The 25995-nt window shown below is 44.8% G+C and carries 27 protein-coding genes; 24 read left to right on the forward strand and 3 right to left on the reverse strand.

Annotated elements, in window-relative coordinates:
* Positions 1–12: 12 nt before the first annotated feature.
* Positions 13–1764 carry an Rqc2 family fibronectin-binding protein gene (locus tag G5B06_RS05610; protein WP_173771511.1) on the reverse strand — a complete coding sequence of 584 codons (1752 nt, stop codon included), beginning with the start codon at positions 1762–1764 and terminating at the stop codon, positions 13–15.
* Between the two features lie 150 nt (positions 1765–1914).
* Between G5B06_RS05610 and G5B06_RS05615 the strand changes: the two genes are divergently transcribed.
* The 8 genes from G5B06_RS05615 (at position 1915) to G5B06_RS05650 (ending at position 9033) form a co-directional block, all read left to right on the forward strand.
* Positions 1915–2793: a YicC/YloC family endoribonuclease gene (locus tag G5B06_RS05615; protein ID WP_148446985.1), complete on the forward strand. Its 879-nt coding sequence runs from the start codon at positions 1915–1917 to the stop codon at positions 2791–2793.
* A 44-nt stretch (positions 2794–2837) separates the two neighbouring features.
* A complete protein-coding gene (locus tag G5B06_RS05620; RefSeq protein ID WP_148446984.1) occupies positions 2838–3110 on the forward strand; it encodes an extracellular matrix/biofilm biosynthesis regulator RemA family protein in 273 nt (90 codons plus the stop codon).
* Positions 3103–3723: a guanylate kinase gene (gene gmk / locus G5B06_RS05625; protein ID WP_148446983.1), complete on the forward strand. Its 621-nt coding sequence runs from the start codon at positions 3103–3105 to the stop codon at positions 3721–3723. The genes G5B06_RS05620 and gmk overlap by 8 nt, the downstream gene beginning before the upstream one ends.
* A 53-nt stretch (positions 3724–3776) precedes the next feature.
* A complete protein-coding gene (gene rpoZ / locus G5B06_RS05630; protein WP_148446982.1) occupies positions 3777–4127 on the forward strand; it encodes a DNA-directed RNA polymerase subunit omega in 351 nt (116 codons plus the stop codon).
* Between the two features lie 4 nt (positions 4128–4131).
* Complete coding sequence (gene rimO, locus G5B06_RS05635; RefSeq protein ID WP_148446981.1) at positions 4132–5469, forward strand: 30S ribosomal protein S12 methylthiotransferase RimO; 1338 nt, start codon at positions 4132–4134, stop codon at positions 5467–5469.
* Complete coding sequence (gene pgsA, locus G5B06_RS05640) at positions 5453–5992, forward strand: CDP-diacylglycerol--glycerol-3-phosphate 3-phosphatidyltransferase (protein ID WP_148446980.1); 540 nt, start codon at positions 5453–5455, stop codon at positions 5990–5992. The genes rimO and pgsA overlap by 17 nt, the downstream gene beginning before the upstream one ends.
* 31 nt (positions 5993–6023) lie before the next feature.
* On the forward strand, positions 6024–7280 hold the full coding sequence (locus G5B06_RS05645; RefSeq protein ID WP_173771513.1) for a competence/damage-inducible protein A: 1257 nt from the start codon (positions 6024–6026) through the stop codon (positions 7278–7280).
* 286 nt (positions 7281–7566) lie between these two features.
* Entirely contained in the window at positions 7567–9033 is a 1467-nt protein-coding gene (locus tag G5B06_RS05650; RefSeq protein ID WP_173771515.1) for a DUF6935 domain-containing protein, read from the forward strand.
* An 86-nt stretch (positions 9034–9119) separates the two neighbouring features.
* Here G5B06_RS05650 and G5B06_RS05655 read toward each other — a convergent pair whose 3' ends face one another.
* Complete coding sequence (locus tag G5B06_RS05655; RefSeq protein ID WP_173771517.1) at positions 9120–9950, reverse strand: Cof-type HAD-IIB family hydrolase; 831 nt, start codon at positions 9948–9950, stop codon at positions 9120–9122.
* Positions 9951–10038: 88 nt separating this feature from the next.
* Entirely contained in the window at positions 10039–11622 is a 1584-nt protein-coding gene (locus tag G5B06_RS05660; RefSeq protein WP_173771519.1) for a glucose-6-phosphate isomerase, read from the reverse strand.
* 314 nt (positions 11623–11936) lie between these two features.
* Here G5B06_RS05660 and G5B06_RS05665 point away from each other — a divergent pair, with 314 nt between their 5' ends.
* The 16 genes from G5B06_RS05665 to yqeK all read left to right on the forward strand — a co-directional run bounded on the left by G5B06_RS05665 (position 11937) and on the right by yqeK (position 25991).
* Positions 11937–13253 (forward strand): Na+/H+ antiporter NhaC family protein, encoded by a 1317-nt coding sequence (locus G5B06_RS05665; protein ID WP_244094531.1) that lies wholly within the window; start codon positions 11937–11939, stop codon positions 13251–13253.
* On the forward strand, positions 13250–13951 hold the full coding sequence (locus G5B06_RS05670; protein ID WP_173771523.1) for a DNA alkylation repair protein: 702 nt from the start codon (positions 13250–13252) through the stop codon (positions 13949–13951). Before G5B06_RS05665 ends, G5B06_RS05670 begins: the two co-directional genes overlap by 4 nt.
* Positions 13952–13973: 22 nt before the next feature.
* A complete protein-coding gene (locus tag G5B06_RS05675) occupies positions 13974–15422 on the forward strand; it encodes an ATP-binding protein (protein WP_173771525.1) in 1449 nt (482 codons plus the stop codon).
* A gap of 39 nt (positions 15423–15461) precedes the next feature.
* The gene (locus tag G5B06_RS05680) at positions 15462–16388 is read left to right on the forward strand and encodes an AEC family transporter (RefSeq protein ID WP_148446973.1); all 927 of its coding nucleotides are present in this window, start codon (positions 15462–15464) and stop codon (positions 16386–16388) included.
* Positions 16389–16410: 22 nt separating this feature from the next.
* Positions 16411–16872 carry an NUDIX hydrolase gene (locus G5B06_RS05685; RefSeq protein WP_022427260.1) on the forward strand — a complete coding sequence of 154 codons (462 nt, stop codon included), beginning with the start codon at positions 16411–16413 and terminating at the stop codon, positions 16870–16872.
* A 32-nt stretch (positions 16873–16904) separates the two neighbouring features.
* Positions 16905–17795: an alpha/beta hydrolase gene (locus G5B06_RS05690; RefSeq protein ID WP_173771527.1), complete on the forward strand. Its 891-nt coding sequence runs from the start codon at positions 16905–16907 to the stop codon at positions 17793–17795.
* A 434-nt stretch (positions 17796–18229) separates the two neighbouring features.
* Entirely contained in the window at positions 18230–20101 is a 1872-nt protein-coding gene (locus G5B06_RS05695) for a TIGR03960 family B12-binding radical SAM protein (protein ID WP_148446969.1), read from the forward strand.
* Positions 20076–20792, forward strand: coding sequence for a TIGR03936 family radical SAM-associated protein (locus G5B06_RS05700; protein ID WP_334297581.1), 717 nt, complete (start codon positions 20076–20078; stop codon positions 20790–20792). The genes G5B06_RS05695 and G5B06_RS05700 overlap by 26 nt, the downstream gene beginning before the upstream one ends.
* Positions 20776–21999, forward strand: a complete 1224-nt coding sequence (locus G5B06_RS05705) for a ribonuclease E/G (RefSeq protein WP_334297582.1) — start codon at positions 20776–20778, stop codon at positions 21997–21999. The genes G5B06_RS05700 and G5B06_RS05705 overlap by 17 nt, the downstream gene beginning before the upstream one ends.
* A gap of 141 nt (positions 22000–22140) precedes the next feature.
* A complete protein-coding gene (rplU, locus tag G5B06_RS05710; RefSeq protein ID WP_015525170.1) occupies positions 22141–22446 on the forward strand; it encodes a 50S ribosomal protein L21 in 306 nt (101 codons plus the stop codon).
* A 12-nt stretch (positions 22447–22458) separates the two neighbouring features.
* Complete coding sequence (locus G5B06_RS05715; protein ID WP_173761614.1) at positions 22459–22779, forward strand: ribosomal-processing cysteine protease Prp; 321 nt, start codon at positions 22459–22461, stop codon at positions 22777–22779.
* Between the two features lie 5 nt (positions 22780–22784).
* Positions 22785–23072, forward strand: coding sequence for a 50S ribosomal protein L27 (rpmA, locus tag G5B06_RS05720; RefSeq protein WP_015525168.1), 288 nt, complete (start codon positions 22785–22787; stop codon positions 23070–23072).
* A 64-nt stretch (positions 23073–23136) separates the two neighbouring features.
* A complete protein-coding gene (obgE, locus tag G5B06_RS05725; RefSeq protein ID WP_173761615.1) occupies positions 23137–24429 on the forward strand; it encodes a GTPase ObgE in 1293 nt (430 codons plus the stop codon).
* Positions 24430–24441: 12 nt separating this feature from the next.
* On the forward strand, positions 24442–24732 hold the full coding sequence (yhbY, locus tag G5B06_RS05730; RefSeq protein ID WP_021978046.1) for a ribosome assembly RNA-binding protein YhbY: 291 nt from the start codon (positions 24442–24444) through the stop codon (positions 24730–24732).
* 16 nt (positions 24733–24748) lie between these two features.
* Positions 24749–25390, forward strand: a complete 642-nt coding sequence (gene nadD, locus G5B06_RS05735) for a nicotinate-nucleotide adenylyltransferase (RefSeq protein ID WP_148446960.1) — start codon at positions 24749–24751, stop codon at positions 25388–25390.
* Positions 25377–25991, forward strand: a complete 615-nt coding sequence (gene yqeK / locus G5B06_RS05740; RefSeq protein WP_021978044.1) for a bis(5'-nucleosyl)-tetraphosphatase (symmetrical) YqeK — start codon at positions 25377–25379, stop codon at positions 25989–25991. The genes nadD and yqeK overlap by 14 nt, the downstream gene beginning before the upstream one ends.
* The last annotated feature ends 4 nt before the right edge of the window (positions 25992–25995 follow it).

Below are 25995 nucleotides of genomic sequence, written 5' to 3' on the forward strand. Positions count from 1 at the left end.
ATTGATTAATTATTATTCTGTAACCTCTTTCAGATCCGAGATATCCGGAGAAGCCATCAGAGAATAGTTGGTATAATATACAACGAAACCAGGTTTTGCACCTGCAGGCTTCTTTACATGTTTTTTCTGGATGTAGTCGATTTCTACTTTAGGAGCAGAATGACCTTTGGAATACCAGGCAGCCAGACGTCCGGCCTCCTCAAAGGTACGATCCGGAAGTTCCCCGTCTTTGGTGCGGACGATCACATGTGAACCGGCCATTTTTTTTGCATGGAACCACCAGTCATTTCCAGTTGCGAACTTGAAAGTCAGCTCATCATTCTGGAAATTGTTTTTGCCCACATAGATATCAAAACCGTCGCTGGATATGTAGTGGAGCGGCTTGGATTTCGGCTGGGCTTTCTGGCCTTTCTTGTTGGTGTAGTGACGTTTGATATAGCCGTACTCGGTGAGCTCTTCCTTGATCTGGGAAAGGTCACTTTCAGATCTGGCAATATCCAGAGCATTGGAGATGGATTCCAGATGGGAGATCTCACTTTCCGTATCTGCGATCTGCTCTGTGACAGCTTCTTCGGTACGCTTCAGCTTTCCGTATTTATCAAAATATTTTTTGGAATTCTGTGCCGGAGTCAGCGTCGGATCAAGTGGAATGGTGATCTCCTCGTTGGTATAATAGTTCAGAGCCTTAAACGATTTGCAACCCTCCTCAAGCCCGTATCCGTAGGTGTTGATCAGTTCGCCGTAAACCTTGAATTTATCTTTCTTGGCAGTATCGTTCAGCTGTTTTTTCTGGATGTTATATTTTTTTCGGTTACGTTCCAGAGCAGTCTGTACTACGCGACGAAGATCGGAAGATTTCTGGTGGATCCTTGTCAGCAAACTCTTGGTAGCATAATAAGTCTCCAGCATGGCAGAAACACTGTCAAAAGTTTCGCTGCGGTATTCACTGCCAAACTGCTGATAAGGAAAGACACCGTATTCCACAGGTTCTTCTCCGCGGTAGACAATATTCGGAGTGAACTCTCGGTTCTGGATCTGTTCCATCAGGCGGAGGAAGGTGTGGTAAAGATGGGTGCAGGCCGTCTCATCCAGAGACTGTGCCGCATCACTTCCGTCAATAGATGCACGGTAGCAGATCTCCTCAGCCATTACCGGGCTCATACCGGTGAGGGAAGTATAAAGCGCTTTGGAAATGTTTACCGGTTTTTTGCAGATATGTCCGGTAAATTCTTCCTCGGAAACTGTCAGCGGATTTTCTTTATCCCGGGTATTTGGAATGAAATATTCTCTTCCTGGAAGGACTTCACGGACAGAACTCATATGGGAAGAGACATGTTTGATACTGTCCAGGATCATGCCTTTTTCATCGCAGAAGATGATGTTGCTGTGTTTGCCCATCAGCTCCATGATCAGGCGCTTCCGGCAGGGGTCGCCAAGTTCATTGAGGTGCTCCAGCTCAAATTCCACCACACGCTCCATTCCCGGCTGTTTTACATCCAGGATTCGGGCGCTTCCGATATGCTTTCGAAGAAGCATACAGAAGTTGGGTGCAGTTAAAGGGCTGATACGGTTCTTATCTGTAAAATAGATCAGAGGAAGAGATGCGCTTGCACTTAAGAGAAGACGTTTCTGTCCGTTGGCGCCTTTTCCTGTGATCAGAAGTTCATCGTTTTCCGGCTGGGCAATCTTGTTGATACGTCCACCTTTTAAATTATCATCGATCTCTGCCACAAGGGCGGAGACTGTAATTCCGTCAAATGCCATGATTTTTACCTCCATTTCAACATCAGTTATTATAACAGTAAAAAAAGAGTTTGACTAGGGTTTTGGAATGAACTATAATAAATCCGTATGCAATCATTGGCTGCATTTATCTGCAGCCGATAAACTTAAGAGGCAGTATTGGAGGATAACATGATAAAAAGTATGACTGGCTTTGGCAGAGCAGAAGCAGTTTCCAGGGAGCGTAAGGTTTCTGTTGAGCTGAAATCCGTCAATCACAGATATCTGGACCTGAACATCAAAATGCCGAAGCGACTCAGCTATTTTGAGGGAGAGATCCGAAATGTGATGAAGACCTATATCCGCCGTGGCAAGGTTGATGTGTTCATCACCTATGAAGACTATACAATGGGCGGAATGGCTCTGAAATATAACGCAGAGCTGGCAAAGGAATATCTGGGCTATTTAAACCAGATGAGTGAGGAACTGGGGATTGAGAATGATATCCGTGTTTCCACACTTTCCAGATATCCGGATGTGTTTACAATGGAGGAACAGGCTCCGGATGAGGAAGAACTCTGGAACTTTCTGGAGGGACCTCTTCATGAGGCATGTCGGAAATTTGTGGAAACCCGTGAGCGTGAGGGCGCCAATCTGAAACAGGATCTTCTGGAGAAGCTTAACGGCCTGGAGGAGAAAGTTGATATTGTGGAGAAACGTTCGCCGGAAGTTGTAAAGGCTTACAGAGAGAAGCTGGAAGCCAAGATGCATGAGCTTCTTGAGGATAACCAGATCGATGATTCCAGGATCGCCGCAGAGGTGATACTTTTTTCAGATAAGATCTGCAATGACGAGGAGACGGTACGTCTTCGGAGCCACATCCACGGAATGAGAAAGATCCTGGATGAGAACGAAGGCGTGGGACGTAAGATGGATTTCATGTCACAGGAGATGAACCGCGAGGCGAACACCATCCTGTCCAAATCCAATGATCTTACCGTATCCAACGCGGCCATCGATCTGAAAACAGAGATCGAGAAGATCCGTGAGCAGATCCAGAATATCGAGTAATCGGACAGATAAAGACTGTACACAGACAGAAAAGGAGAGCGGAAATGGCGAAACTGATCAATGTAGGCTTTGGAAATGTTGTCAATTCACGCAAGATCGTGGCTGTGGTAAGTCCGGATGCCGCTCCTGTGAAGCGCATGATACAGAGTGTCAAGGGAACCCGCACCCTGATCGATGCCACACAGGGAAGAAAAACAAAAGCAGTGATCGTTACTTCCGATGATTATCTTGTGCTTTCCGCTTTGCAGCCGGAAACCATTGCCAAGAGATTTTCGGAAGCCTACGGAGAGGAAGAGAGGGAGGAAGGAAATGAGTAAGGGAATTTTAGTTGTTGTTTCTGGCTTTTCCGGTTCCGGAAAAGGCACCGTCATGAAACGGCTGATGGAGAAATATGACAATTATGCATTATCCGTTTCTGTTACCACCAGAAATCCAAGACCAGGAGAGAAAGACGGAGAGGCATATTTCTTCCGCACAAAAGAAGAATTTGAACAGCTGATCCGGGAAGACGGACTGATCGAATACGCACAGTATGTGGAGAATTATTACGGTACTCCTCGTAAATATGTGGAGGAACAGCTTGCAGCAGGAAAAGATGTGATCCTTGAGATCGAGATCCAGGGAGCCATGAAGATCCGTGAGAAATTCCCGGATACTCTGCTTGTATTTGTCTGCCCGCCATCTATGGAAGAGCTTAAAAACCGTCTGGTAGGCCGCGGAACAGAAACTCTGGATGTGATCAACGGACGTCTCAGAAGAGCCGTTGAAGAATCCAAGGGAATGGATAAATACGATTATCTCCTGATCAACGATGATCTGGAGGAATGTGTTGATACACTTCATGAAACCATCCGATGTGAGCGTATGCGCGCATCCAGAAACCATGATTTTGTATCCAGAATTCAGAAAGAAGCGGAAGCTTTTTTATAAATACCAATTAACAAGTTAAATACGGCCCTGCCGTTACAGAAGGGAGAAAAGATATGATACATCCATCTTATTCAGAATTAATTGAGGCTATCAACACAAATAACGAGGACGACGATGAGGCTCTCGTGCTGAACAGCCGTTATTCTCTTGTACTTGCAGCAAGCAAACGTGCACGTCAGCTGATTGCAGGAGCAGAGCCCCTTGTACCAGGTGCAGCAGGCAAGAAACCGCTTTCTGTTGCCATTGACGAGCTTTATAAAGGCAAAGTAAAGATCCTTCCGGGACAGGAAGAAGAGGAAGAGATCGAAGCTCTGGAAGCAGAGAAAGAGGCTCTTGAGGCAGCAGAAGGTGAGACCGCAGAGAACACTGAGACTGCAGAGACAGCTCAGACAGAAGCGGAGTAACTGTATGAAGATATTATTCATCTCTCTTGGCTGTGATAAAAACCTGGCAGACTCTGAGGAGATGCTGGGACTTCTCACAGCCAGAGGTCATGAGATCGTAGACGATGAGACACAGGCAGATGCCATTGTGATCAATACCTGCTGTTTTATCAAGGATGCCAAAGAAGAGAGTGTGGAAACCATTCTTGAGATGGCAGAATATAAGAAAACAGGAAGTTGCCATGCTCTGGTTGTTACCGGATGCATGGCACAGCGGTATCAGAAGGAGATCATCGAGGAGGTTCCGGAGGTAGATGCTGTCCTTGGAACTACATCTTACGGAGACATCGTAAAGGCGCTGGAAGAAGCAGTAGCCGGAAATCATTTCGAAGAGTTCCGTGATATTGATTATCTTCCGGATACAGGAAGCAAACGTGTCCTTACCACTGGCGGACATTTCGGTTATCTGAAGATCGCAGAAGGCTGTGACAAGCACTGTACCTACTGTATCATCCCGAAACTCCGTGGCAAGTTCCGAAGCGTTCCCATGGAGCGCCTCATTGCCCAGGCAGAGGATATGGCAGAGCAGGGTGTGAAGGAACTGATCCTGGTAGCACAGGAGACCACCGTTTACGGCAAAGATCTTTACGGCAAAAAATCTCTTCACATTCTTTTAAAGAAGCTCTGTGAGATCAAGGGTATCCGCTGGATCCGTGTTCTTTACTGCTATCCAGAGGAGATCTACGATGAGCTGATCGAGACTATCCGTGATGAGAAGAAGATCTGTCATTACCTGGATATTCCGATCCAGCATGCATCGGACCGCATTCTTAAGAGAATGGGTCGCCGTACTTCCAAACAGGAACTGATCGATATCGTCGGAAAACTCCGTAAGGAAATTCCGGATATCGTGTTGCGTACAACATTGATCACCGGATTCCCGGGAGAGACAGAAGAAGACCATGAAGAACTGAAAGAGTTCGTAGATGAGATGGAATTTGATCGTCTTGGTGTCTTCACTTACTCTCCGGAAGAGAATACCCCGGCAGCAGAGATGGCAGACCAGGTTCCGGAAGAAGTGAAAGAAGAACGCAGAGACGAACTGATGGAACTCCAGCAGGAGATCTCTTACGACAAAGGACAGGATCGTATCGGACAGGAACTTCTTGTCATGATCGAGGGAAAAGTTGCAGATGAAAGTGCCTATATCGGACGTACCTACGGGGATGCACCGAAAGTTGACGGATACATTTTCGTTCAGACAGGCGAACTGCTTATGACTGGTGATTTTGCGAAGGTACGTGTGACAGGTGCGCTTGAGTATGATTTGATAGGAGTGCTGAGCGATGAATACACCGAATAAACTGACAGTTGCAAGAATGATACTTGTACCGTTTCTTGTAGTTTTCTTGCTGACAGGATGGGGCGGAGAAGCCAACCGCTGGATCTGTCTTGCGATTTTTGTCGCAGCCAGTGTAACGGACTGGTTTGACGGCCACCTTGCCAGAAAATATAACCTGATAACCAATTTTGGAAAATTTATGGACCCTCTGGCAGACAAGCTTCTGGTATGTTCTGCTATGATCTGCATGATCGAGCTTGACAAACTTCCGGCATGGGTTGTGATCATCATCATCGGACGCGAGTTTATCATCAGCGGTTTCCGTCTGATCGCAGCGGAGAACGGAATTGTCATTGCCGCAAACTACTGGGGAAAATTCAAAACCGTTTCCCAGATGATCATGATCATACTTCTGATGCTGGATTTTGGAGGTATTTTTACAGTGCTGACACAGATATTTATCTGGCTGTCCGTTGCACTGACCATTATCTCCCTGCTGACTTATATCATGCAGAACAGAAAGGTCCTTTCCATGCAGGAGTAGGGATCGGAGTATACGAAAGGAGTTTCTTTCCATGATTACAGAACTGATATCCGTAGGAACCGAGATCCTTCTTGGAAATATCGTAAATACCAACAGTGCCTATCTTTCTGAAAAATGTGCTCTGCTTGGATTAAGTGTTTACTATCAGGATGTAGTAGGTGATAACGAAGGCCGTATGCGCGACGTGATCCGTACCGCACTGGACCGTTCTGATGTTGTGATCCTGACCGGAGGCCTTGGACCGACAGAGGATGATATCACCAAGGAAGTAACTGCTGATCTGATGGGAATGCCGTTAGTGGAAGATTCCCACTCAAAGAAACTGATCGATAAGTATCTGAAGGAATATGAAAAAAACAATCCTCAGAGACGTATCACAAAGAATAACTATAAACAGGCCATGGTTCCAAAGGGAGCCATTGTCCTGGATAACCATAACGGAACCGCACCGGGACTGATCCTTGAGAAAAAAGGAAAAACCGCCATCCTTCTTCCTGGGCCTCCAAATGAGATGAAGCCTATGTTTGAGGAGTACATTGTTCCGTATCTGCAGAAAAACCAGCCGGAGATCATTGTATCCCAGATGGTGAAGATCAGCGGGATCGGTGAGAGCCAGGTAGCAGAAGAGATCCAGGATCTGATCGAAAGTCAGACCAATCCTACCATTGCACCTTATGCCAAAACCGGTGAAGTGCATCTTCGTGTGACAGCAAGTGCAGAGGATGAAAAAGCCTGCAGAAAGCTGATCAAACCGGTTGTCAAAGAGTTAAAGAAACGTTTTGGTGAGAATGTGTTTGCAACCGATGAGAGTAAGACCCTGGAGGAAGCAGTGATCGATCTTCTGAAAGAAAAAGATCTAAAGCTTTCCCTGGCGGAGTCTTTGACCGGCGGTATGATCGCTCAGCGTATTGTCAATGTATCTGGTGCATCTGAGGTATTTGGTTACGGCTTCGTGACTTACAGTAACAAGGCCAAACATAAATGCCTGGGAGTGAAGAAGAGCACTCTGAAGGAGCAGGGGGCAGTTTCCGCCAAATGTGCCAGAGAAATGGCAAAGGGCGCCTGCAAAGCATCCGGAGCAGACATCAGTATTTCCGTGACGGGTCTGGCAGGACCGGGAGGCGGAACAAAGGAAACTCCGGTTGGTACTGTATTTATGGGCTGCTGCTATAAGGGCAAGGCTATTGCCAAAGAGTTCCACTTTACAGGAAACCGCATGCGGATCCGCGAGCAGACTACAGCGCATGCACTGGCGATGTTACGTGACTGTATCATTATGGGCAAATAGCGAATGCCTTTATCGGCCTGGTGTTACAGATCAACATAATATTTTTTTATAAATAGGACTGATTTTTGAACAGATGAAACTTTTGATTTCAAGTATCTGTATCAAAAATCAGTCCTGTTTTATTTTGGTTTCCTGACAATAAGCCCGGTATGGACGACGAAAGAATATAAATGTTTATAATGATACTATCATAAGTGCTAGTGTTTTTGTCAGGGATTTCCTCTAAAATGTGATTAAAGCAATATATGACGTAAATATACGTTTTACCGGAAAGGGGGAAATCAGAATGAAAAAGAAAAAAAATCTGTTATGTTTTATGCTGCTGATCAGTCTTGTTTTTACGATGGCATTTGGAAGTGTGACTGTCAGCGCCGCACCAAAACTGAACAGAACAAAAGTAACTCTTTTAAAAGGTGAGAAGACAACACTTAAGGTTACCGGAACCAGACAGAAGGTTGCCTGGAGATCTTCCAAAAAGAGCGTTGCAACCGTAAACAGCAAAGGCCAGGTGGTTGCAAAAAATAAAGGCTCCGCAACGATCTATGCAAAGGTAAGCAAAAAAACATACAAATGTGTTGTAAAGGTAGAGACACCAAAGCTCAGCAGGACATCGCTGACATTAACAGAAAAGAATTCCAGTGCCATTAAACTGACAGGAACAACTGTGAAGGTGAAATATTCTTCTTCTAATCCTAAGGTCGCACGTGTGGATTCCAAAGGAAAGATCACCGCAGTGAAAAAAGGAACGGCAGTGATCACAGCGAAGGCAAATACTAAGAAATTTAACTGTAAGGTTACAGTAAAAGCAGCGCAGAAACCGAAGCCGACACCTACACCGGTGCCGAAACCATCTTTAAGTGCCACCACCTTAAATATGAATAAAGGTGATGTGAGACAGCTTCAGGTAAAGAATTATAAAGAGATTCTTGTATGGACCAGTGATGATACATCTGTTGCAACTGTAGACAGTAAAGGCAAAGTAACGGCAGTGAATGTGGGAACAACAAAGATCCAGGTCCGGGATAAGAGTACCTGGCGAGGCAGCTGTACTGTCCACGTGACACAGACAGTAAAGAAACAGGTGGAGCCGGTTCTTACAAAAGGAACTAAATCTGCAAAAAAAGAGATCACCAATGATAAAGGACAGAAGGAAGTCATTGATGTAACGATAAATACCTATACTTACACCTTTACCACGATCCCGACCAATGCGGAGGAGCTGAAACAGTATGATATCACAACGGCAGACAGCCGCTATAAGACCATGGCTTTTCTGATCCTTGCATATCGTACCTGGACACCGACCAATCCGACGGACTGCGAGGAGATGATTTCTTATCTCAATAATAAAGAGATGACCCAGTATTACAAAAACTTTTTGAGGGATCGTATGAAAGCGGATAACGGATATAAATATCTTGGCAATTCTTACCTGAATGGAGCAACTCCGGCCAACAATTATACTCCGTCTAAACCGATTTCCATTACGTTAAGACAGGACACACTTCCGGGTAAAGGAAATTCCATCAGTGAAGATATCCCGTATTTTGAACCGACCCAGACCACTCCTGCGATCTACAGATCATTTACTGATTTTGCAGGCAGTGACAGTTCCAGATGGATCTGTACATATAAGCACTCCAAAACCGGAAAATGGTATATCTGGGATCAGTCCTGGCATGATCTTCTTACCAGGATCTTCTTACCAGGATCAAACAGCCGGCAGGAAACTATGAATATTGATCGAATGTGAATGTACCGCTATTCAATCCCATTCTAAAAAAGGAACCGACAGCGTAAAAACTGTCGGTTCCTTTTTGACATACATAATAGAATATCTCATCGGTGCAGTGCAAACTTTTCAATGGCGCATGCTACGCCGTCTTCGTCATTGGAAGCAGTAATATAATCGGCTGCTTCCTTCACCTGGGGCTGTGCATTAGCCATGGCTACGCCAAAACCAACTTCCCGGAGAAGATGGACATCGTTGTCGCCGTCTCCGCATGCCATGATGGATTCTCTTGGGATCCCCAGCATTTTGCCAAGAGCGACAAGAGCAGTTCCTTTGTTGACACCTGCGGCGTTGATCTCAATATTGTAGCTTAAAGAGCCTACCAGTTCCAGCTCTTTAAGTTCACTTAATTCCTTCCAGGCAGCGGCACGCTCGTCCATATTTGCAAAAAGTGCCTGGACTTTATCCATGTTTCTGTTTTCTTTTGCAATAACATCCCAGATATCCGGAACGGCGATACGGGTAGTGCGTACATAATTCCACATATTGGGATCGTGATGATATTTTCCCACATTGTCAAGTTTGGCAGCGTCCGCATATCCCTGGCCGTCAAAATAAATCTCACTTAATGTATCATATTTCTCAAAGATTCGGAGAGCTTTTTTGGCACTTTCCATGGGAAGAAGCTGTTCAATTAAGATTTTGTTGTGATCGGTATCCAGAACCCGGGCTCCATTGGAAGTTAAGGCATAGTGGATACCCGGAAAAGTACGAAGCTCTTCGGGAATGCCTGTAAAGGGGCGGCCGGTTGCCATAAGAACCAGGATACCTGCATTAATAGCCTCCGCAAGGACACGACGGGTATGGTCTGTAAGCTCTTTTTTGGTATTCAGAAGAGTGCCGTCCAGATCCAGGCCGATCATTTTTATCTGCTGCATGTTTATGAAATTCCTTTCCGTGATAGATAGAAAGACAGAAAAACCGTCCTGAAAGAAAAAGTTCTCCAGGACGGTAAAAATCTGTTTATCAGATGTTCAGAAGATCGCTATAAACTTTCAGTGCTCCGTCTGTGTCATGAGCAAGAACACGTTTTGCAAGAACTTTACCAAGCTGTACACCTTCCTGGTCAAAGCTGTTCAGGTTCCAGACAAAGCCCTGGAACATGATCTTGTTCTCAAAGTGTGCAAGAAGAGCACCCAGAGACTTCGGTGTAAGTTCCTCACCAACAATGATGCTGGAAGGACGTCCGCCCTTGAAGTTTTTGTTCAGGTTCTCATCTTCTTTTCCGCATGCAAAAGCAACGATCTGCGCTGCAACGTTTGCGCAAAGCTTCTGCTGGCTTGTGCTGTTCTCAATATCAACATCAACACCAAGCTGGCTCTTCTTAAAGCCGATGAACTGAAGCGGAACAACATTGGTTCCCTGATGGAGAAGCTGGTAGAAGGAATGCTGTCCGTTGGTTCCTGGCTCACCGAAGATCACCGGTCCGGTCACATAATCCACCGGCTCACCAAAGCGGTTTACGGATTTACCGTTAGACTCCATATCACACTGCTGAAGATGAGCAGGGAAGCGGCTTAATGCCTGGGAGTATGGTAAAACTGCTGTAGAAGGATATCCCTGTACGTTTCTCTCATAAATGCCGATCAGGGCATCCAGCATATCCGGGTTTTCAAGAATGTTCTTATTTGTTGCAAGTTTATCCTCCTCGGCAGCTCCGTCAAGGATGTCTGCGAATACTTCCGGTCCGAATGCAAGGGAAAGGATCGCTCCGCCTACGCCGGAAACTGAAGAGTAACGTCCGCCGATATAGTCGTCCATGAAAATAGCGGTAAGGTACTCATCACTCTTTGCAAGAGGAGAGGTCTCACTGGTTACAGCAAGCATATGTCTGGACGGGTTCAGGCCCGCTTTTGTAAGGGCGTCTTTTACGAATGCCTCGTTTGTCAGAGTTTCAAGTGTTGTACCGGATTTGGATACAACGATGAAAAGAGAGTGAGCAAGATCTACAGATGCAAGAACAGCAGCTGCATCATCCGGGTCAACGTTGCTGATGAATTTTGCTTCCATCTTGAAGGTGTTGTTTGCCTTTGCCCAGTTCTCAAGTGCGATATATAATGCACGCGGTCCCAGGTCACTTCCGCCGATACCGATCTGTACAACAGTAGTAAATTTCTCACCGGCTTCGTTTGTGATCTCTCCTGCATGTACTTTGTTTGCAAAATCTGCAGCTTTCTTCTGCTGAGCTACATAGAATTCTCGCTTGTCTACACCGTCAACAACAACAGGATCACCAAGCTGTGTACGTGCAAGATGATGAAGGACCATACGTTTTTCACCTGTGTTGATCACTGCGCCGTTGTATAATTCCTGGAATTTCTCAATCAGTTCTGCTTCATCAGCCAGTTTGGAAAGTGCGTCAAGAACGGTCTCGTCCACTTCCTTAGCTGCGTAATTGTAAGCCAGACCTGCTGCCATCGGTACGCTGTACTTCTTTACACGTTCTGCACCCTGCTCGCCGGACATTGCCTCTGCAATGTTCACGTGATCTTTCAGACCGTTAAGTGTGCTGTAAGAAGCAAGAGTGTCCAGATTTTTCCATGTTGCCATAATCATATTCCTCCTTTAATGACTGTGATCAGAGATATCACCATAAATCCTTCGGATATCTTTTTCACAATTGTCTACAGCCAATTATACTGAAAAAAGCTCCGGATTTCAACGGAAGGAATGATTTAATTAATGAAAATCTTGTTAAATAAGGTAAAAAATATTAGAGATAACAGGATCGTGCCGGAAATATGAAGAAGTTTCCGTCAGCAGCAGGACAGGAATAGGGAAATATGATATGATAGAAAACAGATCACCCGGAGAAAAAAGCCGGGAATATAATAAGTGATGAAGGGAATTGTTTTATGGAGGAAATGAAGAAAAAAGGAAATGTGATCGCACTGCTGCCTATCGGTGTTTTTCTGGTCCTGTATCTGGGACTGGGAATATTGTTCGAGTATGTGATGGAGATCCCCATGGGATTTTATAATGTACCGATCGTTGTGGCTTTTCTGGTTGCGATCCTGGTGGCATGTGTTCAGAACAGAATGATCAGCTTTGACAGAAAGCTGGAGCTTATGGCAAAAGGAGTAGGAGATAAAAATATCATCACCATGCTTCTGATCTTTCTGACAGCAGGCTCTTTTGTGGGCGTTGTGGGGCGCAGCAGTGCAGAAAGTGTGGCCTACTGCATGCTTTCTCTGATACCTGCACGTTTTTCCGTTGCGGTACTGTTTGTAGTTGCCTGCTTTGTTTCTGTGGCGATGGGAACCTCCGTTGGGACTATCACGCTTCTTACCCCTATTGCGGTAGCGGTTTCCAAAGCCTCCGGTTTTGATATGGCATTTTGTGTGGCGTCGGTGATGGGAGGAGCCATGTTCGGTGACAACCTTTCTTTTATTTCTGATACCACGATCGCGGCCTGCAACGGTCAGGGCTGTCAGATGAAGGATAAATTCCGGGAAAATTTCTGGATCGCATTTCCAGCAGCTGTTGTTACACTGATCCTGATCCTTATCCTGTCTTTTCAGACAGAGATCCAGGGAAGAGTGGTACAGGATTATCATCTTATACAGATCTTTCCGTATGTTCTGGTTCTGATCGGCGGGATCATCGGCATCAATGTATTTGTGGTACTTCTGATCGGAATTGTCTCCGGAGCGTTTATCATGCTTCTTGGAGGACATATCACACCAGTGGAGCTTCTGACCAATATCGGCTCCGGTGTTTCCGGAATGTTCGAGACCTGTATGGTGGCTATCCTTGTAGCAGCCATGTGTGCGCTGATCCGGGAGTATGGCGGTTTTGAAGCACTTCTTTCCGGAATACAGAGAGTTTTTAAAGGAAAAAAATGCGGACTTCTTGGCATGGGACTTCTTGTTGGGGCTATGGATATCGCAACAGCCAATAATACGGTAGCCATTGTTATGGCAAACCCAATCGCAAAGGAGATGGCACTGGAATATAAGATCACATCCCGAAAAACAGCGTCCATTCTGGATACATTTTCCTGCATCTTCCAGGGGGTGATCCCCTACGGAGCCCAGATGCTGGTGGCTATTTCTGCGGCAAATGAGCTGGGATGCGAGCTTTCCGCTTTTCAAATCATGCCGAAGCTGTTTTATCCCATGCTTCTCCTTGTAAGTTCTCTGATCGCAATCTTTGGTGTGAAAGGCGGAGATAAGAAATGAATCAGGAAGAAATAATCCACGATGTGCAGAAAAGACTTTTTGAAATGCAGGATGCAGAGTATCGGGATTTTCATGCAAAACTGGTGCCTACAATGGAGAAAACGAAGTTTATCGGGATCCGGACACCGATGTTGCGGAAATTTGCCAAAAAGTTTGGAAAAACAGAAGAATCCGAAATATTTCTCCAGGTTCTTCCCCATCAGTATTACGAGGAAAATAATCTCCATGGACTGCTGATCGAACAGATCAGAGACTATGATAAATGTCTGGAAGAACTGGAGCGCTTTCTTCCGTTTATTGATAACTGGGCAACCTGTGATCTGCTGGCACTCCATATGATGAAAAAACACCGGGATGTATTTATCCGGGAAGTTTTTCGCTGGATAGAATCGGATCAGCCGTATACCATCCGGTTTGGGATCAGTATGCTGATGCGCCATTATCTGGATGAGGAATTTAAGACAGAATATCCTGAAAAAGTAGCAGCGATCCGGTCGGAAGAATATTATGTAAATATGATGCGTGCCTGGTATTTTGCCACAGCTCTGGCAAAACAGTATGAGAAAGTTCTTCCTTTCCTGGAAAAGCGTCAGATGGATGTCTGGACTCATAACAAGACGATACAGAAGGCCATTGAAAGTTACCGGATTACATCGGAGCAGAAGGAATATTTAAGGACACTGCGGATAAAGAAATAAACGGTAAAGTAAGGGGCAAAATATGAAAGCAATATCGATCTATGCACTTACAAGAAATCAGAATATGGAATGTATCCAGAAACTGGAGCGTCAGCTTTCTGGCAGAGATTTTTTCCTCCGGATTAAAGAGTGGGAACTGGAAAGTATGAAAGCGCTGGTGAAACAGCTGGAACTACATATGGAAGAAGTATATAAACTCCGTTTTTTTTATTCGTTTCAGATTCCGAAGCTTGGAAAGGAGTTTGACCTTCTTCAGATCAAAGATGACCAGATTGTGAATATTGAACTGAAAAGCGGCAGCGTATCGGACGAGGCCATCCGGAGACAGCTGATCCAGAACCGGTATTATCTGTCCGTTTTCGGGAAACCGATCCTGTCGTATACTTATATCAGCAGTGAAGACCGTCTGGTGAGACTGACCAATCACGATCATATTGTGGAGGGGGACTGGGAACAGCTTTGCAATGCATTGGAGAAAGAAACTCCGGACTATGAGGGAGATATCGAGGATCTGTTTCAGGCAGAGCTGTATCTGATCTCTCCACTGACAGAACCGGAGCGCTTTCTCAAAAAAGAGTATTTCCTTACTTCCCAGCAGCGAGATATTGAACGGCAGATCCTGAAGAGGATCCGTGGAGAAAGGAAAGGATATTTCTGGTTCAGCGGACTTCCCGGAACAGGAAAAACATTGTTGCTTTATGATATTGCGATGAAGCTGTCCGTGCGCCAGAAAGTCTGTATCATTCACTGTGGAGAGGCGGGAAAAGAATGGAAGATCCTCCATGAACGTCTGCGGCGGATAGATTTTCTGGAAGATACTCAGCTGGAAGAGACGACAGATCTTGGCTGCTACAGCAGCATTCTGGTAGACGAAGCACATCTTCTGTCTCTGGAAAAATTATCGGTTCTGCTTACTTGGAGTGAGCACAGGCCAGTGATCTTTTCCAGTGACTCCGAAGATGTGATTTCACCGGAAGAGCTGGACCGTAGCATTGTGGAAAGACTGGAGAATCTGCCGGGGCTCCAGAAATTTCATCTGACAAACCGGATCCGTACCAATGCGGAGCTTTCCACTTTTATCCAGAACATGATGCACCTGCCGGAAAAAAGAAGTCCCAGATGGTATCCGAATATTGCAGTGGTGTATGCTGGTAATGGCCGAGAATCGGAAAATCTTATGAATGATTTTGTGAGACAGGGATATCAGCAGCGGATGCCAGAGGGTTCTGGACAGCTTGGTATCCAGGCAGTGAGAGATGTGGAGAAGATCGTTGTATTGCTGGATGAACAGTATTATTACGACGAAAAAGGATATTTAAGATCCAGGTGCTCTGCGGAAAAATATTCCAGTGTACGAAAACTTTTTCATCTTTTGAATCAGGCGAAAGAGAACCTGGCTCTGGTGGTGAGAGAGAATATGGCGGTATATGAAGTGATGATGGAGATTTTGCAGATGCACAGAAACAGATAAAAACAAAAGATTAAAGACAATGGAGAGGAAGACAGAGAGATGGAAGTTTTGGAGATTGTTTTGCCTGTACTGGCGATGATCATTCTTGGAATCCTGTGCAGAAAATGGAAACTTTTAGATCAGAGTGGTGTCAATAACATGAAAACACTGGTAACAAATATTATGCTTCCTGTGGCAATTTTTCATGCACTGGCAACAGCAGAGTACAGTGGAAAGATCGGAATTCTGGTTCTGATCATGTTTGTGATGCTCTTGATTTCATTTGGGGCAGGATTCTGGATGAAAAGATTTATGGACGAGCCATATAAGAAATATCTTCCGTTTCTGGTCTGTATCTATGAAGGTGGAATGATGGCTTACCCGTTGTATACAAGTCTTTGTGGCAGCGAAAATCTTTCACAGATTGCAGTGCTGGATATTGCGGGACTTCTTTTTGGATTCAGTGTGTATATGGGAATGCTGGGACAGACGGAAAACGGGGAAAAGATCAATGCAAAAAGCCTGTTTTACAGTGCATTGCGAACCCCTGCTTTTATAGGAACGGTTCTTGGAATTATTGCGGGACTGACACGAATGATCACCCGGCTTCTGGACAGTCCTTTTGGCAATTGTTATCTCAGTGTGGAGAATATTCTGACAACGGCCATTACGCCGATTATTCTTATTGTAGTTGGGTACAGTATGGAACTTGCGCCGGAACTTATCAGACCCTGCCTCAAAACCATATTGCTGAGAGTCCTTTTGCAGGCAGTGATGATTGCGGGAGTTCTCATGGCAGTAAAATATTTGGCAGGAGGTTCCAGGCTTCTGAACCTGGCGGTTATTACATATATGTCCTCGCCTGCTACATTCAGTATGCAGACTTTTCTGAGAAAGAAAGAGAGCAGTGCCTATGCATCCACAACAAATTCTCTGTATTGTGTGGTCTCAATCCTGGTTTATATCACACTGGCAGTGGCAGGATGATGGAACTGAAAGAAGGGATCAAATGACGACAACGACATTATGTTATATAGAAAACGATGATAAATTCCTGATGCTTCACAGAGTAAAAAAACAGGATGATATGAATGAGGGCAAATGGATCGGCGTTGGCGGGCATGTGGAAAGTCAGGAAACTCCGGAAGAATGCCTTGTTCGTGAGGTGAAAGAGGAAACAGGGCTGACACTTACCTCCTATAAGTTCCGTGGCCTGGTGACATTTATAAACAGTGAATGCGAATCAGAACTTATGTGTGTGTTCACGGCCGATGAATATACAGGAGAACTGATTGAATGTGATGAGGGAGAACTTTGCTGGGTTGACAAAGCCATGGTGCCGAATCTTCCGGCATGGGAGGGGGATCAGGTATTTCTTGATTTGCTACTTTCAGGAGAAAAACGCTTTTTTTCTGTAAAATTGCAGTATGAAGGTGACAGACTTGTGGAGAAGAAAATTCATTTGTATTAATAGTAGATTGTTTCATAGCTGGAGGGGAAATCATGTTTAATAAAATGATTGCACAGCAAACCGCAAAAAAAGAAAAACTTCTTGATAATTTTCTGAAAAAACATGAAGCGGAATATCTGTTTCCGGAAGATGTGGAACTCATTTGTGACATTGACTATATGGGAGATGGAAAGCCCTGTCATTTCATGGATATTTACCGTCCCCGAAATTATGAAGGAAAACTTCCAGTCATGTTTAACCTGCACGGAGGCGGTTTTCTCCTTGGGAAAAAAGAAGAGGGCCATTTGTTCTGTGCAGAAATGAGTCAGAGAGGTTTTTTGGTGTTCTCATTTGAATATCCGCTTGCACCGGAAGCGTTGTTTCCGCAGATTCTTAAGGATCTGATGACAGGAATGGGAAATGCAAAGAGATATTTTGAAACCTATGATGGTGACGGAGAACATATTTATATGACAGGAACCAGTGCGGGGGCGAGCCTGTGCGTATATCTGGCCGCTATGTTAAAAAGTCCTGAATTGGCAAAGGCTTTTCAGGTTGTTCCAAATGATCTGAAAATTCGGGCGCTGGGTCTGGCAAGTGGAATGTATTATACAACCAAACCGGACAGTATAGGGATTTTTCTTCCCTCCTATATTTACGGGAAACACTGGAAAAAGAGTTCGTTTTATCCATATATAAATCCGGAAAACAAAGAAATTATCCGAAACCTGCCACCGTCATTTCTGGTCACAGCTTATGGAGATACTCTTCGAAATTACAGCAGACAGTATGCAAAAGCGATAAAAAAAGCCGGTGTGATCTGTCATCTTGAGGATTATGAGGTGGACAAAAAACTTCCGCATGCTTTTAGTACAACTTTTCCTGAAATGGAGGAAAGTAAACGTGCAAATACGCAGATGGTGGAATTTCTTTTTAAATACTGATGAAATGCCAGGAAACCTTACTGGAGTCCGGATCCGGATTATTCTCCCTGCACAAGGATGCAATCGCTATATACAGTTAAGAACACAATTTTCTTGAAATCCTAACCATAGATGATTATAATAGGGAGAAGGTGTGTCAATTTTGTGCTATTAGTGATATTTGGCATTGCATTGTATTTTAATATACAAAATGCCATTTTTCTTTACGATAAGTTCGCGAAAATCCGCAGGATATTAACTGTTTGCGGGTAATGATAACCATTGTTGGCAAGTTGAAAAAATGTCCATTTTTGACCAAACGGGGTTTTGGGCACCATTTTATAGCAACTTTTTACACAAGAATTGGCTTACAAATATAAACATTTTTGATGTTTCACTGAATTTTATATCTTTAAATTCTTTGTGAAATACTACTAATTTTAGAAAGGGATAGAATGAGAAAACTAGCATTAAGTGATGAAATTTTGCTCAAAGTTGATAAAGCTGCCCGCTATATTGGCGGCGAAGTCAACTCTGTAATGAAAGATAAAAATGAGGTAGAAATCCGTTTTGCAATGTGCTTCCCGGATGTCTATGAAATCGGCATGTCCAACCTCGGTATGATGATCCTCTACAACATGTTTAACCAGCGTGAGGACGTATGGTGCGAGCGCCTTTTTTCTCCGTGGCCGGATCTGGATAAAGTGATGAGGGAACAGAATATCCCGTTATTTGCACTGGAGTCCCAGGAGCCGATCCGTGATTTTGATTTTCTTGGTATTACTCTTGGTTATGAAATGTGTTATACCAATATCCTCCAGGTACTGGATCTCAGCGGGATTCCGCTGAAAAGTGCGGACCGTGGTGAGGATTTCCCGATTGTGATCGGTGGTGGTGCCTGTGCGTATAATCCGGAGCCGCTGGCGCCGTTTTTTGACCTGTTCTATATTGGAGAGGGCGAGACGGTTTATGATGCTCTTTTTGATGCTTATAAGGCCAATAAGAAAGCTGGCGGCAGCAGGAGAGATTTTCTTCTGGCAGCAGCTAAGATCCCTGGAATTTATGTTCCATCTCTTTATGAAGTTACCTATAAAGAAGACGGCACGATCGCATCCTTTGCGCCAACAGAGGCTGGCGTTCCGGAAAAAGTCCAGAAACAGCTGATTATAGACATGGAGAAGGAATACCGTGCAGTGGAAGCACCGGTTGTTCCACATATTAAAGCTACACAGGATCGTGTAACTCTGGAAATCCAGCGAGGATGTATCCGTGGATGTCGTTTCTGCCAGGCAGGAATGATCTACCGTCCTACCCGTGAACGTGATGTGGAGACTCTGAAAGAATCCGCACGTATCATGCTGAAAAATACAGGACACGAAGAGATTTCCCTCAGTTCTTTAAGTTCCAGTGATTATTCCCAGCTGAAAGAACTGGTGAATTTCCTGATCGAGGAGTTCCATGGAAAAGCGATCAATATCTCTCTTCCGTCTCTCAGGATCGATGCTTTTGCGCTGGATGTTATGAGTAAAGTGCAGGATGTAAAGAAAAGCAGCCTGACTTTTGCACCGGAGGCCGGTTCTCAGCGTCTCCGTGACGTTATCAACAAAGGACTGACAGAGGAAGTGATCCTCCATGGTGCTGGCGAGGCGTTCAAAGGCGGCTGGAATCAGGTAAAACTTTACTTTATGCTTGGCCTTCCAACAGAAACAGAAGACGATATGAAGGGAATTGCTCATCTGGCACAGAAGATCGCAGAGACCTATTATGAGGTAGTTCCGAAAGAACAGCGTAAAGGCAAGGTACAGATCAACGTCAGCACATCTTTCTTTGTGCCGAAGCCGTTCACCCCATTTCAGTGGGCACCAATGTATACAGAGCAGGATTTTGTGGAAAAAGCCAAGGTGGTTAAAAATGAAGTCCGCGCCCAGCTGAATCAGAGAAGTATCCGTTACAACTGGCATGAACCGGATGTAACAGCTCTGGAAGGATTTCTCGCACGTGGTGACAGACGATGTGCGGACGTGATCCTGAAAGCTTATGAAAAAGGTGCTCTCTATGACGCCTGGACAGAAAATTTTGATTATGATATCTGGAAAGAAGCCATGGCTGAGTGTGGTGTGGATATGACATTCTATACACTTCGTGAAAGAAGCCTGGATGAGATCCTTCCATGGGATTTCATTGATACTGGTGTCAGCCGTAAATTCCTGGAGCGTGAATGGCAGCGTGCAAAAGAGGGCGTTGTGACAGAAAACTGCCGTCAGAAATGTTCCGCATGTGGAGCTATGAAATTTAAAGGAGGTGTCTGCCTTGAAGGTAAGAATTAAATTCAGTAAAGAAGGCCCTATGAAGTTTGTGGGACATCTGGATACCATGCGTTATTTCCAGAAAGCACTTCGTCGTGCAGAACTTCCGGTAGCTTTTTCCGGTGGGTACAGCCCCCATATGATCATGTCTTTTGCAGTTCCACTTGGTGTTGGAATGGAAAGCCTGGGAGATTATTTTGACCTGGAAATGGCAGAAGATATGTCTACGGCTGAGATTGCAGCCCGTCTGGATGAACAGATGGCAGAGGGAATGCATATCGTAAGTGTCCGTAAGGTAGAGGATGGAAAAGCGGGTAAAGCGATGGCGCTGGTGGCAGCAGCAGATTACTTTGTGGAGTTCCGGCCGGGCAAGGAGCCTTCTATTGAATGGAAAAACCGTGTGGAAGAATTTCTGGCACAGCCGGAGATCAAAGTGACCAAACAGACAAAGCGCAGTGAAAAGGAAATCGATCTTCGTCCGAATATCTATAAAATGAAAGTAAGAAATAATGGTTTCTTCTATATGCTGGCATCCGCAAGCTCCAATTACACGAAACCGGAACTGGTAACAAATACATTCTTCAAATGGCTGGGAGAAGAACTTCCGGAATTTGCCTTTACAGTAAAACGTCTGGAAATGTATGCAGACCAGGGAGAAAATGCAAGCCCGCGTTTTGTAACGCTGGAATCATTAGGTGAGGAAATTGAGTAAACTGATCATAACAAGGATGGAGATCCATGATGTACCCTGTACAGTTGCGGCTCTTATTGAAGAGGAACGGATCATGGAGGTCCGGCTGGAATCCGATCAGGAAAAATCCATTCTTGGAAATATCTATACCGGACAGGTTGAGAATATCGCATCCAATATCCAGGCGGCTTTTGTCCAGATCGGACCTGGAAAGAGATGTTACTATCCTCTTGCGGAAGCGCAGAGAGCTGTTTTTTCCGCAGGAAGAAAAGGGAACGGGCCATTGCGTCCGGGAGATGAACTTCTGGTCCAGGTGAGCAGGGATGCTATGAAGGGAAAACTTCCTGCACTGACATCCAATCTGAATTTTACAGGAAGATATCTTGTTCTTACGACAGGAGATAAAAAATTTGGACTGTCTTCCAAACTGACACAGGAAGACCGCCATCGCCTCAGCGGATGGCTGAAAGAAGAAGCAGACCGCCCGGATAAAGAATTCGGGATCATCGTCCGTACCAATGCCGCAGACGCTTCCAAAGAAGAAATCCTGAAGGAACTGGAATGGCTGAAAGGCCGTTACTACAAAGCTGTAGTTCAGGGGCGTAACCGCACCTGCTTCAGTCTGGTACTGGAGACAGAACCATTTTATGTGGCGGCTGTACGGGATGCTTATGGCCGTGACCTGGATGAGATCATCACCGATGTGCCCGAGATCAGGGAAACGATTCAGGGATATCTGGAAGAGATCAGCCCGGAGCTCAAAGAAAAGCTTCGTTTTTATCAGGATAAACTGCTTCCGCTTTATAAACTGTATCGCGTAGAAACTGCACTAGATACGATCCAGAAAGAAAAAGTATGGCTGAACAGTGGAGGATTTCTGGTGATCCAGCAGACCGAAGCTTTTGTATCCATTGATGTAAACAGTGGGAAATATACCGGAAAGAAGAAAATGGAAGAAACGTTCCGCAAGATCAATCTGGAAGCGGCGGCAGAGATCAGCCGGCAGTTACGGCTTCGCAATCTTTCCGGCATTATTCTGATCGATTTTATCAATATGGAAAACCCGGATCACAGAGATGAACTGTTCCATGTTTTACAGAAGCTTCTCAGAAAAGATCCGATAAAGAGCCGTGCCATTGATATCACGCCATTACACATTTTGGAAATGACCAGAAAGAAAGTAAGACGTCCTGTGATCGAAGATATCCGGGAACTTGCAAAAAAATAATAAAAATGTCAAAAAAACTATTGACAGAACAGCATGTCACTGTTATGATAATCGAGTATGCCGCACAAAGAGGTTAAAGCGCTTCGGTTTTAGGACAGAAGCCACCGAATTTGGCGAGTAAATAATTAGGAGGTGCCACAGATGTACGCAATTATTGCAACAGGTGGTAAACAGTACAAGGTTGCCGAGGGTGACGTAATTAAAGTTGAAAAGCTCGGTGTAGAAGCTGGTGAAACCGTAACATTTGACAACGTAATCGCAGTTAGCAATGACGGATTAAAGGTTGGCGAAGATGTAAAAGATGCCAGTGTTACCGCTTCTGTAGTTGAAAACGGTAAGAATCGCAAGGTCATCGTTTACAAATACAAACGCAAAACTGGATATCACAAGAAAAACGGACACAGACAGCAGTACACCAAAGTTAAGATCGAAAAGATTAACGGTTAATCTGGTGTCATCATGATTACAATTAAAGTCAGAAAGAAAAACGGATCTTACGAAGAATTTATTTCGAAGGGACATGCCGGTTATGCGGAAGCCGGGCAGGATATTGTCTGTGCTGCTGTGTCTGCGCTGATTATTAACACGGTGAATTCTCTTGAGAAATTCACAGATGATAATTTTGATGTGCATGAAAAGGATGGATTTGTTTCCATTCATTTCAGAAATGATCTTTCTGAACAGGGAATGCTCCTTATGGATTCCTTACTTCTCGGTCTGACGGAAATTGCTGGTAGTTATAACAATCGATATTTGACAGTAAAAGTCAAGGAGGTGTAACAACAATGATGAAGATGAACCTTCAGTTATTCGCACATAAAAAGGGAGTTGGTTCTACAAAGAACGGTCGTGATTCCGAGTCTAAGAGATTAGGTGCGAAAAGAGCAGACGGACAGTTTGTAAAAGCCGGAAACATTCTTTACAGACAGCGCGGAACCAAGATTCACCCAGGTGAAAACGTAGGCTGCGGTAAAGACTATACTTTATTTGCACTTACAGACGGAGTCGTAAGATTCACAAGAAAAGGTCGCGATAAGAAACAGGTTTCTATCGTTCCTGTAGACGCAGAGTAATGAAATAGGTAAAAGGCTTCAAATCGATCCGGTTTGGAGCCTTTTTTTGGAATAGAGGTGTAATATGTTTGCAGATAGAGCAAGGATCATTATCCGCTCCGGTAAAGGCGGCGACGGACATGTAAGCTTCCGCCGTGAGCTGTATGTACCGAATGGTGGCCCGGACGGCGGCGATGGTGGCCGTGGCGGTGATGTGATTTTTGAGATCGATGAGGGTCAGAATACTCTCGGAGACTACAGACACAGAAGAAAATATAAAGCTGAGGATGGCCAGGAGGGCGGTAAGAAACGCTGTCATGGCGCTGATGGCAAAGATGTTGTCCTGAAAGTTCCGGAAGGAACAGTTATCATGGATGCGGAATCCGGTAAAGTCATTGCAGATATGTCCGGTGAGAACCGCAGACAGATCGTGTTAAAAGGTGGCCGTGGCGGAAAGGGAAATCAGCACTACGCAACAGCTACCATGCAGGTACCGAAATACGCGCAGCCAGGACAGCCGGCTCAGGAGCTTGAAGTTCTCCTTGAGCTCAAAGTGATCGCGGATGTTGGTCTTGTAGGATTCCCGAATGTTGGTAAATCCACGTTCCTTTCCCGTGTGACCAATGCACAGCCGAAGATCGCCAATTATCATTTTACAACATTAAGCCCGAATCTTGGCGTTGTAGATACGGATAACGGTGGTTTTGTTATCGCGGATATCCCGGGACTGATCGAGGGTGCATCCGAAGGTGTGGGACTTGGACATGAATTCCTCCGTCATATTGAGCGTACACGAGTTATTATCCACATTGTAGATGCAGCTTCTGTAGAAGGTCGTGATCCGGTAGAGGATATCCACAAGATCAATAAAGAGCTGGAAGCTTACAATCCGGAAATTGCGGCAAGACCGCAGGTGATCGCAGCCAACAAGATCGACTGCATTTTTGACGATGGTGAAGAAAACCCCATCGATCGACTGAAAGAAGAATTTGAGCCGCAGGGCATTTCCGTATATCCGATTTCAGCTGTTACCGGACAGGGTGTCAGAGAGCTCCTTTTCCATGTGAAAGAGCTTCTGGACAAGAGTCCTATGAAACCGGTCGTGTTTGAGCAGGAATTCTTCCCTGAGGATGTTCTGGTAAATGAGAATCTTCCGTTTACTGTAGAACGCAGCGAAGAAGATCCGGAAGTCTTCCTTGTGGAAGGTCCTAAGATTGAAAAAATGCTTGGTTATACAAATCTGGATTCCGAGAAGGGATTTGCGTTCTTCCAGAGATTCCTGAAAGAAGGCGGCATTCTGGAAGAACTGGAAAAGGCCGGTATCCAGGAAGGCGATACGGTTCGTATGTATGGCTTTGATTTCGATTATTATAAATAAGAGGTATAACAAATGACAAGTAAGCAGAGAGCATATTTAAAAGGCCTTGCCATGACCATGGATCCGATCCTTCAGCTTGGCAAGGGAGGTCTTACTCCTGAAAATACTGCTGCTGTTGAGGAAGCTCTTGCAGCAAGAGAGCTGATCAAGATCAGTGTTCTTCAGAACTGTCTGGAAGACCCACGTGAAATGGCACAGGTCCTTGCAGAGAGAACAAGATCTCAGGTAGTACAGGTGATCGGTAAAAAGATCGTCCTCTACAGAGAAGGTAAAAAGGATAAGAAAAAGATCATTCTTCCGTAATTTCGGGAGGTCATAATTGAGCAAAAAAGTAAAAAAAATAGGAATCATGGGCGGCACTTTTGATCCCATTCATATGGGACATCTGATTCTGGGAGAAAAAGCCTATGAACAGCTGGGCCTTGATAAGGTTTTGTTTATGCCCTGTGGAAATCCCCCGCATAAACGAAACCGGAAAGGCCGGGCTACCGATGAACAGCGTGCGGAAATGGTTCGTCTTGCCATAAAGGACAATCCTCATTTTGAGCTGTCTCTGATCGAGATGCATGAGGAAGGCTATACGTATACTTACCGGACGTTGGAACAGTTGAATGCAGCGAATCCGGATACAGAATATTATTTTATTATCGGTGCGGATTCCCTTTATAATTTTGATACCTGGAGGGAACCGGGACGCATCTGTCAGGAAGCAGTGCTGGTAGTAGCAACCAGAGATCATACCCCGTTAAAGGAGCTTGATCAGCAGATGGAACTTCTGGCACAGAAGTACAGCGGGAATTTTATCCGATTGGATACGATGAATATTGATGTTTCCAGCGAGCTTCTCCGTTCCTGGCATAAAAGTGGACAGAGTCTCCGCTACTATGTTCCTCAGCCTGTGATTTCCTATATTGAGAAAAACGATATATATAAAGGAAATGATTCAGATGGGAAAATATGATTTTATCAAGATAAAAAAGAAACTTTCCAAATATCTGGATGAAGCCAGATTTGAGCATACGATGGGAGTTATGTACACCTGTGCCGCACTTGCCATGGTTTATGGTTATGATCTGGAGGATGCACAGGCTGCTGGTCTTCTTCATGACAGTGCAAAGTGCATTCCTAATAAAAAGAAACTGAAACTGTGCAGCCAGCATGATATTCCGGTATCAGATTTTGAAAAGGATCATCCATTTCTTCTTCACGCAAAGCTGGGGGCTTATGTGGCCAGCAGTAAATATGACATTAAAGATGAAGAGATCCTGACAGCGATCACGTATCATACGACTGGAAGACCGGGAATGAGTCTTCTTGAGAAGATCGTATATATTTCAGATTATATTGAACCAATGCGTGACAAAGCCCCGAATCTTCCGAAAGTACGAAAGATCGCTTTTGAAGATCTGGACGAATGCATGTATGAGATTTTGAAGGATACACTGGAATATCTGGAGGAAAATCCCAAGGAAATCGACAGTACGACCAGGGATGCTTATGTTTATTATAAAGACCTCCATGACAGAAAAATGCAGGATGCAGCCAACAGACAGGAGGATTAAAATT

The sequence above is a fragment of the Blautia luti genome (genome assembly GCF_013304735.1).
Classification (GTDB): Bacteria; Bacillota; Clostridia; order Lachnospirales; family Lachnospiraceae; genus Blautia_A.